The sequence below is a fragment of the Bradyrhizobium sp. SPXBL-04 genome (genome assembly GCF_051853035.1).
GTDB classification, from domain to species: domain Bacteria; phylum Pseudomonadota; class Alphaproteobacteria; order Rhizobiales; family Xanthobacteraceae; genus Bradyrhizobium; species Bradyrhizobium zhanjiangense.
Genome location: NZ_CP182472.1, coordinates 5,936,654 through 5,949,456 on the forward strand (window position 1 = coordinate 5,936,654; position 12,803 = coordinate 5,949,456).

Annotated in this window: 9 protein-coding genes; 2 read left to right on the forward strand and 7 right to left on the reverse strand. The window is 64.3% G+C overall.

Annotated elements, in window-relative coordinates:
- Positions 1-86: 86 nt before the first annotated feature.
- On the reverse strand, positions 87-320 hold the full coding sequence (locus ACNJX8_RS28220; protein ID WP_128935013.1) for a hypothetical protein: 234 nt from the start codon (positions 318-320) through the stop codon (positions 87-89).
- A gap of 462 nt (positions 321-782) precedes the next feature.
- Between ACNJX8_RS28220 and ACNJX8_RS28225 the strand changes: the two genes are divergently transcribed.
- The gene (locus ACNJX8_RS28225; RefSeq protein WP_128935014.1) at positions 783-1,280 is read left to right on the forward strand and encodes a hypothetical protein; all 498 of its coding nucleotides are present in this window, start codon (positions 783-785) and stop codon (positions 1,278-1,280) included.
- Positions 1,281-1,358: 78 nt separating this feature from the next.
- On the opposite strand, the gene ACNJX8_RS28230 is transcribed toward ACNJX8_RS28225, so the two are convergent.
- The 4 genes from ACNJX8_RS28230 to ACNJX8_RS28245 all read right to left on the reverse strand — a co-directional run bounded on the left by ACNJX8_RS28230 (position 1,359) and on the right by ACNJX8_RS28245 (position 7,843).
- Positions 1,359-3,725, reverse strand: a complete 2,367-nt coding sequence (locus tag ACNJX8_RS28230) for an efflux RND transporter permease subunit (RefSeq protein WP_439357487.1) — start codon at positions 3,723-3,725, stop codon at positions 1,359-1,361.
- Between the two features lie 204 nt (positions 3,726-3,929).
- Entirely contained in the window at positions 3,930-4,715 is a 786-nt protein-coding gene (gene eutC / locus ACNJX8_RS28235) for an ethanolamine ammonia-lyase subunit EutC (RefSeq protein WP_128939012.1), read from the reverse strand.
- Between the two features lie 6 nt (positions 4,716-4,721).
- Positions 4,722-6,308: a B12-binding domain-containing radical SAM protein gene (locus ACNJX8_RS28240; RefSeq protein ID WP_439357488.1), complete on the reverse strand. Its 1,587-nt coding sequence runs from the start codon at positions 6,306-6,308 to the stop codon at positions 4,722-4,724.
- Between the two features lie 152 nt (positions 6,309-6,460).
- Positions 6,461-7,843 (reverse strand): ethanolamine ammonia-lyase subunit EutB, encoded by a 1,383-nt coding sequence (locus tag ACNJX8_RS28245; protein WP_439357489.1) that lies wholly within the window; start codon positions 7,841-7,843, stop codon positions 6,461-6,463.
- A gap of 322 nt (positions 7,844-8,165) precedes the next feature.
- Here ACNJX8_RS28245 and ACNJX8_RS28250 point away from each other — a divergent pair, with 322 nt between their 5' ends.
- Positions 8,166-9,905 (forward strand): methyl-accepting chemotaxis protein, encoded by a 1,740-nt coding sequence (locus tag ACNJX8_RS28250; protein ID WP_439357490.1) that lies wholly within the window; start codon positions 8,166-8,168, stop codon positions 9,903-9,905.
- Positions 9,906-9,951: 46 nt separating this feature from the next.
- Here ACNJX8_RS28250 and ACNJX8_RS28255 read toward each other — a convergent pair whose 3' ends face one another.
- Entirely contained in the window at positions 9,952-11,430 is a 1,479-nt protein-coding gene (locus ACNJX8_RS28255) for a hypothetical protein (RefSeq protein WP_439357491.1), read from the reverse strand.
- Positions 11,431-11,536: 106 nt separating this feature from the next.
- A complete protein-coding gene (locus tag ACNJX8_RS28260; RefSeq protein ID WP_439357492.1) occupies positions 11,537-12,769 on the reverse strand; it encodes an acyl-CoA dehydrogenase family protein in 1,233 nt (410 codons plus the stop codon).
- Between the last annotated feature and the right edge of the window lie 34 nt (positions 12,770-12,803).

Genomic DNA, 12,803 nt, shown 5'->3' on the forward strand with positions numbered 1-12,803 from the left:
CCAATCCTGTCTCTCGATGGCTGCCCTTCGTGGATCGCACCCGAAAAGGCGGCCCGGGAGCCGCCTTTGTGGGCCAGCGGCCGAGCTTACTGGTTGTGGTTCTTCAGGACCTGGTCGCAGGCCTGCGAGATCTTGGCCCGGTTCTCCTTGAGGCAGGCCAGGACGGTGAAATCGCCCTGGTCGATGACCGGACGGCAGAACTTCTGCACATCGCGCGTGCAGGCCTTCTGCTCGGCGTCCGTGCCACGCCCTTGCTGAGCGAGCGCAGCCGTCGAAAGGGAGGCCGACAGCAGGGTGAGAGCGACGAGAAGCTTACGCATTGTATTCCTTCATTCTGACGACAGAATCGCACCGATCCCGGGCTGCACAGGGCGGATGGCCGGAACGGGATTGTTCTGATGGCAAGTCGCCGCGGGAGGTGCGGCCTCAGAGAAGGCACAAGCACTGGCAAATGCGGCCAAATTGGCGCCACACCCACCAAATCAGGTCTTCCCTACGCCTTCATTGGCAGATGTAAGGGCTTGATACTACGTCATAATTCAGGAACGCCGCATTTTACTGCACGGCTGTTGCAGAGCTGCATCTCTCCGCCCGCCGTTACAGCCAGAAACACACCGAAACACAGGAAATTGCAGGGTCGCACCACGGTGCGAGGACCGGGTGGGACCGCCATCTCAGGCAGTCAGGCGTTGAACCTGACAGGGGCTGGGAACACTAAACTTTCGATGTGGCGAGACGTTCTCAATCGTAAGCGGGCGTCGTTCCAAAACGGGATATTTGAGATGACATTCTTTGGGCGATCTGGACTGGCAATCAAGGCGGCGGGCATCGGGGCTGCGCTGCTCTTCTCGGTGTCGGCAAGCCATGCTCAATCGTCCGGGCCATTTGCCGGTTTCGACGGCGCGTGGACCGGCACCGGGACGGTGTCGCTGTCCGACGGCTCCACCGAGCGCATCCGCTGCAAGGCCGACTACAAGGTCGCCGGCAGCGGCCTCAGCCTCAAACAGGCGCTGCACTGCGCGTCCGACAGCTACAAGTTCGACCTCACCAGCGACGTGACGAGCCAGGGCGACCGCATCTCCGGCAATTGGAGCGAGGCGAGCCGCAACATCTTCGGCAACCTGCAGGGCACCGCCGGCGGCGGCCAGATCGACGTGTTCGTCGAGGCCAACGGCTTCGCCGCCAATCTGTCACTGCGCACCAACGGCAGCAAGCAGACGGTGCAGATCTCCTCCAAGGGCGAGATTCGCGGCGTCAACATCACGATGACGAAGGGCTGACGCCCTTTCCGCTCACGAACAACAAAGCCCCCGGCTCTCGCGAGCCGGGGGCTTTTTGCTGTAGCGCTCCCTGCGCGCTCAGATCGCCGGCTTGTCGGGTCCCTGAAGCCTGGCGTGCAGATTGATCAGCCACATCGCCGTCGGGCGCAGGATGAAGAGGTCGGCGACGAGGGCCATGACCATCGAGAAGGCGCTGAGCCAGCCGAACAGCCGTAGCGACGGCAGATCGGAGAACACGGTGACGACGAGGCCGCAGGCGAGCACCACCGTGGTCAGGATCAGCGCCGGACCGACCAGCACGGTCGCCCGCTCCACCGCCAGCCCCGAGCCGACGCCCGGCTTGCTCTCGAGTCTCAGGCGATTGAGGAAGTGGATGGTGGCGCTCAAGCCCAGGCCGAACGAGACGGTGAGCGCAACGACGCTGGCGAATTGCAGGCCCTCGCCCATCGCCCACAGCACCGTGCCCGACATCACCACCGGGAAGATGCCCGGCAGGATGCAGGCCAACATCACCACCCAGGAGCGGAAGGCAAGGCCAATGAAGATCGCGACCAGCGCGAATTCGACGGTGAGACCACGGTTCAGCTTCTCGATCATGCTGGCCGAGTTACGCGCGGCAATCGCAGCGAGGCCCGTCACCGCAATCTCGTAGCCGGGATGCTTCTTGCGGATGGTGTCGAGCTCGGTATCGAGCTTGTCGACGATTGGCAGGAGCTGGCTGGAATCCTTGTCCGGCACGCGGCCGGCCACCACGACCGCGTCCTGCTCGGCGTCGATGAAGCGCCGCACCAGATGCTCGGGGATGACGTTGACATATTCCTTGAGCGTCGCGACGTCGGCGCTGCCGGCCTTTTCCGCGAGCCAGCGGCGCAGGGTCTCGAGCGACCAGACGTTGCCGACACCGGCCGCCTTCTCCACGGTCGCATGCACGTCGGCGATGGTCTGGAGCGTCTCCGGCGAATAGAGCGATTCGCCCTTGGGGAACGCGATCAGAACGTTGACCGGATTGGCGCCGGTCAGCTTGGCATCGAGCCGATCGCTGGCAGCGACCGCCTGGCGCTTGTCCGGCACCTGGTCGGCGAGCCGGTAGCGCGGCTCCAGATTGGCGTAGATGACGCCGAGGCCGCCGACGAACAGCACCGCGATCAGGCTGAACAGGCCGGGCCGGCCGACCATGCGCACCGCGATCCAGTAGCAGAAATTGCGCAGCGCCTGGACGCCGGCATCGGCGCCCTGGAACTTGACCGCAAAGACCCTCTCATTGCGCACGAACAGCACACCGAACACCGGCACCAGCGACAGCACCGCGACCAGCGCGATGATGGTGGCGGCAAGACCGGCCTCGCCGAACTTGCGGATCAGGTCGGAGTCGGAGAATTGCAGGGCGATGAAGGAAATCCCGGCGGTGCCGTGCGTCAGCACGCAGGCCGGGCCCACCACCAGCACCGCGTTCTTGAATGCGGTGAACTTGTCCTGGCCCGCGATCAGCCGATCGCGCGCGGCGAAGGTCAGCTGCATCGAGTCCGAGAAGCTGATGACCATGATGAGCGGCGTCATCACGTTCAGGAACATGTTGAGATTGAAATTGGCCCAGCCGAGCACACCGAGCGCCAGCAGGATCGCGATCATCGGCGGGAATGCCGCCGCGACCATGAACGAGATCTTGCGGAAGAAGATGATGGCGATGATACAGCCGGCGAGGATGCCGAGGACGTTGTAGGTGAGCCCGTCGCGCTCGACCGCGTTGCGGATCTCGAGCTGCATCACCGGCACGCCGGAGAGCTGCACGTTGAGCCCGGTGTCGCCGAGGTCCTCCTTCATCAGGGCGCGGATGTCGGCGACGGTCTTGGTCAGCTTGCTGGAGGCGACCACTTCCGGATCCAGCGACAGCACAACCAACGCAAGTGTCCCGTCCTCCGACAACAGCTTGCCGCGGATGATCTCGTTGTTTTTGACGGTCTCGATGAACTTGTCATAGGCCGCGCCCTCGGGCAGCTCGGGCGGGAACAGTGCCGCCGGCAGCTTGCCCGGCGCCGGCGCCTGGCGCGCCGAGAACAGCGAAACCAGTCCGCGGGTGCCTTCGACGAGCTGCATGTCGGTGATGAAGTCGCGCAGCTTCTCAAGGTTGTCCCGCGCCAGCAGATTCTTGCCCTCAACCACGACGAGAACGTCGAACTCCTCGGCCGGGAACTTCTTGGTCACCTCTTCGTATTGGCGGAATTCGCGGGTGTTGGAGCGGAACAGCTGCGACAGGGAATCGTCGATCTTGATCCGCTGGATGCCGAACACGGCGCCGACGATCAGCGCGAGCAGGACGATACAGGAAACGATCGGGGTCCGGACGGCGATCAGCCCGAGCCGCTCCAGCCCGAAGGCGATCGAGGACGCAGGTCCCTGCTCGACCTTGTCGACGTGAACCTCATTCTCGCTGTGCTTTTCGAGCATGCCTTGTCCAGTTCCTAAATCGGCTCGTCTTGTGAGCTTATTGCGCCCCGCGAACGGCTTGAAAACGCCATACCAATGGGAGGCTTGCCCTTTGAAAATGCGCGGAAAATCGCCGCGAGGGTTTAGCAGGTCAATCACCCCTCTCGCAAGCCGGCGAAATGTGGCCAAATCGATCAAGATGCGGCGATTTTGCCGGAACGCCCGTCATTCGGGCCAAGCCGTGCCAATTCGACGTGGCGCACGGTCCGCGCTCTCGTCCTTCAGCGCCACGCCGGTAACCTTTCGGGCAAGCCCCTCGCGCACCAGCCAGGCGATCTTGAAGGCGGCCTCGTCATAGCTCAACCCAGCATGGTGGATGTTGGACACGCAATTGCGCTCGGCATCGGTGCGCCCAGGCTTCGGCGCGAAGGTCAGATAGGCGCCGAGACTGTCAGGCGCCGACAGGCCCGGCCGCTCGCCGATCAGCATCGCGACCATGTGCGCCCCGAGAATCGCGCCGATCTCGTCACCAAGGGCGACGCGCGCGCCTGAGGCGACAACGACACGGCCGATCGCGACGGCGCCATCGGCCGCGAGCAGCGGCAGCAGACGCGTCAGCAGCGCCACCGCATGGGCGTGGACCGCTGCCGCCGACAGGCCGTCGCCGATCACGACTGCCAGCTGGCACGGCGCCGAGGCACCTCGTGCTAGAAGCTCCGCTGATCCGGCATCAAGCTGTCGTCCGAGGTCCGGCCGCCGCAGATAGTCGCTGCGCTCGACCGCCCGGCTCCTCACCTCGGTCACGACCAGGCCAAGTGCACTGAGATCGGCGACCAGAGGCGGCACATCGAAGGCGGCATGCACGGCATCGCGGGCGCGGGCATGGTCCAGCGTGAAGTCGAGCAGCGCTCTTGTCGGCACGCTTGCGCCGCTGCGGCCCAGCGCAACGCGCGCGGGCGTGAACGCCCGCAGATCGAGCGTCGGACGGCGCGGCGGGGCCGGATCAGACATGTCGCATCATTCGGCGGGAACGGCGGCCTCGCGCAGGCGGATCGAGTAGTTCGAGGCGTTCTGCTTGCCGCTCGAAGCCGCGCGCGCGAAGGTGATGAGGTGATGCGCGATCGTGGCGCAGCCGATCAGGCCTTCGAGATCGCCGCGCCGGATTCGCCCCAAGGCAAACTTCCAGAACACGCGCCTGTAGTCGCCGAGCACCCCGATCTGCCAGAAGATGTTGCGCAGCATGATCAGGCCGCGCTTGATGTTGGGCCAGGTCTTCATCTCCGGTGCCACCGGCACGTTGAGGCGGTTGGCATAGGTGTAATCGCACTGATGCTGATAGCGCGCATAGACCTTCTCGGGCGCGTAGGCGACCTCCATGCAATGCTTCCAGGACGAGACGACCTCGTCATAGGGCAGCAGAAATTCGACGTTGGAATCGCGGCCCTCATCGTGGACCAGACGCCCCTCGCGCTCCAGCCGGTCCCACAGCGGCGTCTTGGGCAGCGCCTGGAGCAAATTGATGGTGAGCAGCGGAATCTGCGATTCCTCGACGAAAGCGAGCAGTGCGTCCGCCGTGTTCGGCTTGTCGGTGTCCAGCCCCATGATGATGCCGGACACGACCTCCATGCCGTAGGAGTTGATGGTGCGCACGCCCTCCAGGATCGGGACCATCATGTTGTGGTCCTTGTGCATCGCATGCAATGCATCCGGATCCGGCGTCTCGATGCCGCAGAAGATGGTGATGAAAAAGGCCTCGCGCATCTTCTCCAGGATCTCGGGCCGCTTGGCGATGTTGAGCGTCGCCTCGCAGGCGAGCCGCACCACGTAGCCGGTCCGCTTCTGCCATTCGATCAGATGCGGCAACAGATCCATCGCGGCCTTGCGGTTGCCGATGAAATTGTCGTCGACGAAATAGACCGTGTCGGTCATGCCGCATTCGCGCAGGCGGTCGAGCTCGGCGATGATCTGCTCCGGCGTCTTGATGCGGGGATTGCGCCCGTAGAGGCCGGGGATGTCGCAAAACTCGCACTGATAGGGACAGCCGCTGGAATATTGAATGCTGCCGAGGAAGTACTTCTTCACGTCGGCGAGCTCGTAGGCCGGGATCGGAAACTCCGTCATCGGCACGCGGTCGTTGGTGGCGAGCACCACCTGCTGCTCGGGCCGCGACGTGTCGCGCGACAGGATCTCGATCAGCTGATTGGTGGCGTCGCCGAGTTCGCCGACATGGAGATAATCGAAGGTCGGGTAATAGTCCGGGCAGGCGCTGACCGAGGGACCGCCGAGCGCGACGGGCAGATCGAATTCATGGGCGCGGCGGCAGATGTCGTTCATCTGCTGGCGCTGGATGTGCATGCCGCTGACGAAGACCACCTCCGCCCATTCGAACTCTTCCCTGGTCGTGCTGCGAAGGTTCTCGTCGACGAATTTGACCTGCCACTCTTTCGGAAGATAGGCGGAAATCAGCAGCAGCCCCTGCGGCGGCATGAAGGCGCGAACGCCGTCGGTCAGGGGATAGGAATATTCGAACGTCCCGAATGAGGAGGTGTAACGCGGAAACACACAGAGAATCCGCCGGGACGTTCCGTTACTTTCAGCTCGCATCTATGCTCCCCCGCCACGCTCGACCGATGGTGCGGAAATTGCCAGCCAGACACATACCGTAATGCGGCTGCTGGAATTTCTCAATATTGTGGCACCCACTCAATTCGCGAGGGCCGCCAATTGTTTCCTGGGGAGCTGGCGTTTCCGCCGCCTCACGCGATCAGCCGTGAGGCAAAATCGGGCAATAGGCCTGCATCGCCGGCAAGGCGGAAGTCGGCGCCCGCAATACCGGCCTGCACCAGCCAATCGTCGAATTCCGGCGCGCGGCGCAGGGAGAAGACGTCACGGACATAGAGCGCGTCATGAAAGGACGTCGACTGATAGTTCAGCATGACGTCATCGGCGCCGGGGACGCCCATGATGAAGGTGACGCCGGCGGCGGCGAGCAGCGTCAGGAGATTGTCCATGTCGTCCTGGTCCGCCTCCGCGTGGTTAGTGTAGCAGATGTCGACCCCGAGCGGCAGGCCGAGCAGCTTGCCGCAGAAATGATCTTCCAGCCCGGCCCGGATGATTTCCTTGCCGTCGTAGAGATATTCCGGGCCGATGAAGCCGACCACGCTGTTGACCAGCAGCGGAGCGAAGGCGCGGGCGACCGCATAAGCGCGCGCCTCGCAGGTCTGCTGGTCGACGCCGTGATGGGCGCCCGCCGACAATGCCGAGCCCTGGCCGGTCTCGAAATACATCACGTTCTGCCCCACCGTGCCGCGCTTCAGCGACAGCCCGGCCTCCTGCGCCTCCTTCAGGAGCGCGAGGTCGACGCCAAAGCTGCGGTTGGCAGCTTCAGTGCCGGCAACCGACTGGAAGACGAGATCCACCGGCACGCCCTGCCCGATCAGCGACAGCGTCGTCGTGACATGGGTGAGCACGCAGCCCTGCGTCGGAATCTTCAGTCGCGCGATGATCTCGTCGAGCAACCGCAGCAATTGGGCGATTACTGCGGGATCGTCGCTCGCCGGGTTGATGCCGATACAGGCATCGCCGGCCCCTAACAGGATGCCGTCGAGGATCGAGGCGGTGATGCCCCTGGCATCGTCGAACGGATGATTGGGCTGGAGCCGCGTGCTCATCCGGCCCTTCAGCCCGATGGTGTTGCGGAAGGCGGTGGTGACCTCGCATTTCCGCGCCGCCAGGATCAGATCCTGGTTGCGCATCAGCTTCGAGACCGCGGCCGCCATTTCCGGCGTGATGCCGGGCGCGAGCATTTTCAATGCCTCGGGCGTGGCGGCGTCCGACAGCAGCCAGTCGCGGAAGGCTCCGACCGTCAGCGAGGCCACCGGCGCAAAGGCCTTTGCGTCGTGGCTGTCGATGACGAGGCGGGTGACCTCGTCGGCCTCATAGGGAATGACGGCTTCCTGCAGAAACTGTCCGAGCGGGACATCGGCGAGCGCCATCCGCGCCGCGATCATCTGCTCGGCGCTGGCGGCCGCGATCCCGGCCAGCCGGTCGCCGGAGCGGGGCGGCGTCGCCTTGGCGAGGAGGTCGCGCAGGTCCGGGAACGTGTAGGTCGTGGCGTCGATGGTGTGGCGGTAGACCAAGGGCCTCTCCAGGGGTTATCGGCCAGTGGCCGAGTCCAAACTCAATCTCGAGCGCGATCCCGACGACAGGGAATACGCTCTTGGCAGCCCCAGTGCACGCCGATCTTTGGGGGCGTCGCGCCGGCCCCCCGGGCGCGATCTGCCGGAGATCGATGAGGCATTCGCAACCGGCTGAAACATTTCGTATTTCCGCCGGCCGGCCGGCTCTTCCGGAGGCTGCGGCGTTAACGCCGCATCCATCTTCGTTCTGCATAATTTTGCATCAAATTCAAACGACCGCGCTCACCGGCCGCTCCAGGCCATCTCGGGCTTCTTGAACACCATGACATCAGACCGATCTGGGAATGCCGCCGGGCTCGCCGGCCGTTTCACGCTTGCCACCAAGCTCTACGCGATCTTCGCGCTGTTTGCGCTGCTCACGGCGGCGATCGCAATGCTGTCCGACTACAACAGCCGCCGCAGCGCCGAGCTGACGAGCGCGATCGAGACGGCCAACGCCGCCGCGCAGAACGTCGAGCGCGTCAACTCGCTGGTCTATGCGGTCGTGATGGAATCGCGCGGCGTCTACATGTCGACAGAGCCCGCCGTGGTGAAGAAATACGGCGAGGGCCTGCTCAAGTTCAACGCGCAGATCCTCGACGTCGTGAAGCGCTGGGAGACCATCGTCAAGGCCGACGACGCCGAGCAGTTTTCCACCTTCAAGAAGCGCATCGAGCAGTTCGTCGAGTTCCGCAAGGAGCTGGTGCGCCGCGGCATCGAGATCAATGCGGCCGCGGGCCGCGAATGGGGCGACAACGATGCCAATCGCAGCGTGCGCTCGGCGTTGAACAAGGATCTCGAAGCTCTCTCCAAGGTCTACGCCGAACGCGCGAGGCAAATCGCCCAGCAGACCGAGACCAATCGCACGCTGTCTTTCGTCCTGACCTGCCTCGGCGGCGTGGCGCTGGCCCTGGTCGTGATCGGCATCGTCATCATCGCCCGCTCGATCGCACGGCCCCTCTCGGCCATCACCGCGACCATCAAGCAGGTCGCAGACGGGACCGAGAACGTCGTGGTGCCCTACAGCCGCCGCGCCGACGAGATCGGCGCGCTGGCACGCGCAATCGAGGTCTTCCAGGAGGCGATGGGCCGCAACCGCAATCTCGCCTCCCAGGTCTCGCACGACTCCGCCGCGCGCGAGGAGCGCGCCCGCCATATCGAAAGATCCGTCGAGGCATTTCGCGAAGCGATCGGCGCCATCATGCGCGGCCTCAGCGACAATGCCTCCACCATGCGCGAGACCGCGCAGACCATCACGCGCGTCACTGCGGATGCGAATAGTCGCGCCGGCACGGCGGCGAACGCCACTGAGCAGGCCTCGCACAACGTCTCGGCGGTGGCGAGCGCCGCCGAGGAACTGTCGGCCTCGGTGGAAGAGATCGGCCGCCAGGTGCGGCAATCCGCCGGCGCGGTCGAGCAGACCGGCCAGCGCACCGAGAAGTCGATCTCCGAGATCGAGAGCCTCGCCGCCGCCACGCAACGCATCGACGGCGTGCTCAACTTGATCCAGGCGATCGCCGAGCAGACCAATCTGCTCGCGCTCAACGCCACCATCGAGGCCGCCCGCGCCGGCGATGCCGGCCGCGGCTTTGCCGTCGTCGCCCATGAGGTAAAGGCGCTCGCGGGCCAGACCGCCAAGGCCACCGCCGAGATCGGCGAGAACGTCTCGATGATCCAGGCCTCCACCCGCAATGCGGTCGACGCCGTCCGCGAGATCGGCGGCGCGGTGCGCGAGATCAACGAGGTCACCTCGGCGATCGCCGGCGCCATCGGCCAGCAGGACGCCGCCACGCGCGAGATCTCCTCCAACGCGCAATCGGCCGCGCAGGGCAACGAGACCCTGGTCGCCAACATCACCTCGCTGCGCGACGCCATCGGCGAGACCGACACGGCGGCGACCTCTGTGCTGACGGCGGCGAGCAGCCTGACGGAGACGGCGGACACGCTGTCGCGCGAGGTGGAGAAATTCTTCCAGAACCTGCGCTCGGGCGCGGCGGACGGCCGCAACGCCAAGGCCGGCTGAACGCACGGCAAGGCCCGTTCGCGAAAAAGTCGAAAACGAGAGCGGCCTATCGTTGCAGTGATTGATCGACGAAGATGCGAACGCGGCCGACGTCCTCGATCTCGCGGTAGTGACTGAGCTCCTTTTGCAGTTCGGGATCCGAATTGGCCCAGGCCAACCAGTTGAACTCGAACGTGCTCAGCAGATAGGTATCCACGAGAATGACATTTGGCCGGCCGTTTCGCAGATCCGCCAGCAAATGCCGTCGTTCGAAATTGATGATGCTGCCCAATTTTCCCCGCTCCTCTTCGGTCGGGTGCGAGCTGTTCTCGCGCAGTATTGCGCCAGCCGCCAAGAGCTGCGCACACGAGCTGCCCACCCAAGTGCCGCCGATCTGACGGACGAGCGGATGCCCCAGACCGATGTGGTCGGTGATCGTAAGCAGTCGCGGCTGCTTCACGACGGCCTCGACACGCTCCTGCAGCGGCGGAAACCCCGGAGCCGGTGAGGACAAATAGAGCCCGAGGGCCACAATCGTAGCGAGGCCACCGATCACGATGGGCATTCGCACCGACTTCGTGCAAACCTGTAGCAACGGCGCCGCAATCGCAAACAGGCAAAGCGCGAAAGCCGTATATGGCCAACCCTTGCCCTGAACAAGGAAACCCGCGGCTCCGCCGATCGCTGCGGCCAGCCAAGGGATTGCATCACTCCGCATTTCCAGCGTTTCACGGCCAAACAGGCACAGGAAGCCGATGGAAGCCCCTATCACGGCAATTGGAATGGGGAGCAGGCTACCAAATTCCCTTCTGATCGGCAGATAGGCCTCGGCGACCATCGGGGCATAGGTGGAGAGATAGGCGGGGAAGACGACGACGACCACCGCTCCGTAGCCGATGACAACAGCGGCGGCCGTGCATGCTTCCGAGGTGAACAAGGGCCTTAGAGAACGCCGGCGGAGCGCGCCCAGGAGGATTGGGAGGCCTGCCACCAGAGCAAAGAAGGGCTTGATACTCATGGCCAGCCCCGCGCCCGCTCCGGCGACGATCGCGATCCATCCAGGATCGAGCCCACGCCAGCGCAGTGCGGTGATGGCGACAAACGGGGTCAGTGCGATGACCGCGATGTGTTCACGTTGTCCGAATATGGCACCTGGTAGAATTGCGAGCAGAAGCGCAAACGACCATGTTGAAATACTTCGCTCCCGGGCTCCCAGCTTTGCGGCCGCAGCTGCTCGGTCCATCATCAGAAGCGCACCGGCGATCTCGATAATCACGAGGACGATGACGATGAATTCGGCTGCAACGCCGGTCATTCGGGACAGCATCACCGCCGGCATGTACATGTAGACCGACAGGGGCGGGTTGGACTCGAAGAGGTCGACCCCAAGCTTCCGGCCATCCAGGATTTTTTCGTTTGCAGTCAGGAGCCAGCCCAAATCCGCGTTGAGAACGAGCGGGATTTGAATGACCAAGGCCGCCAGGAGGATCGCAGCCACGACAATCCAACGTCGTTTTGCGCTGAATTTGTCATCTAGCAGACCCACGGCGTGACCTTCTCTTTCAAAGCAGCCCGTGGAGCCTTAAGCGGACATCCGCATCCATCGGGCATCTGCGTCTTTAGCGTACGCGCCCTAAAAGAGGGTAACAGCCCTACCCCGCCATCACCCCGCCCCGCCTGATCAGTTCCTTGCCGACCGCCGCCAGATGCACCTGGTCCGGCCCGTCGCCGATGCGGATGAAGCGGGCGTAGACGTAGGCGCGGGCGAGGAACGTGTCCTGCGAGACGCCGGCCGCGCCGTGGATCTGGATGGCACGGTCGATGACGCGGGCGGCCATGCTGGGCACCACGATCTTGGCGGCCGCGATCAGATCGCGTGCGGCCTTGTTTCCTTCGCGGTCCATCTTGTCGGCGGCCTGCAGGGTGAGCAGCCGCGCCTGCGCGATCTCGCAGAAGGAGTTGGCGATGTCCTCGCGCACCGAGCCCTGCTCGGCCAGCGGCTTGCCGAAGGCTGTGCGGGAAACCGCGCGCTGGCACATCAGTTCGAGCGCACGCTGGGCGCAGCCGATCAGCCGCATGCAATGGTGGATGCGGCCGGGGCCGAGCCTTCCTTGCGCGATCTCGAAGCCGCGGCCCTCGCCGAGCAGGATGTTCTCGGCGGGCACACGGACGTTGTCGTAGACGATCTCGGGATGGCCGACCGGCGCGTCGTCGTAACCGTAGGTCAGCATGTCGCGGACGATGCGCACGCCGGGCGTCGCCTTCGGCACCAGGATCATGGATTGCTGGCGATGACGATCGGGATGGTCGGGCGCGGTCTTGCCCATCACGATCAGGATCTCGCAATCCTCGTTCATCGCGCCAGATGTGAACCACTTCCGGCCGTTGATGACGTAGTCGCCGCCGTCGCGCCTGATCTCGCACTGGATGTTGGTGGCATCGCTGGAGGCAACCTGCGGCTCCGTCATCGAGAAGCCGGAGCGGATGCGTCCCTCCAAGAGCGGCTTCAGCCAGCGCTCCTGCTGGGCGGGCGTGCCGTAGTTCGCCAGCACCTCCATGTTGCCGACATCAGGAGCCGAGCAGTTGAAAACCTCGGGCGCCCACAGGATACGGCCCATGATCTCCTTCACGGGCGCGTATTCGAGATTGGTCAGGCTTGAGTTGGGAAGATCTGGGCCGTGCTCACCGGAGAGAAACAGGTTCCAGAGCCCCTGCTCCCGCGCCAGCCGCTTCAGGTCCTGGAGCACGGGCGGCGTCTTGTAGCGCGCAGCTTCCGGCTTGACCTGCTCGTAATAGAGCTCCTCGACGGGCTCGACATGCGTCCGCATGAATTGGCGGACGCGGTCTTGGAGCTCGAGCGAACGGGGAGAGTGTTGAAAGTCCATGGTGGCCTCCTCTTCCCTTCTCCCCTTGCGGGAG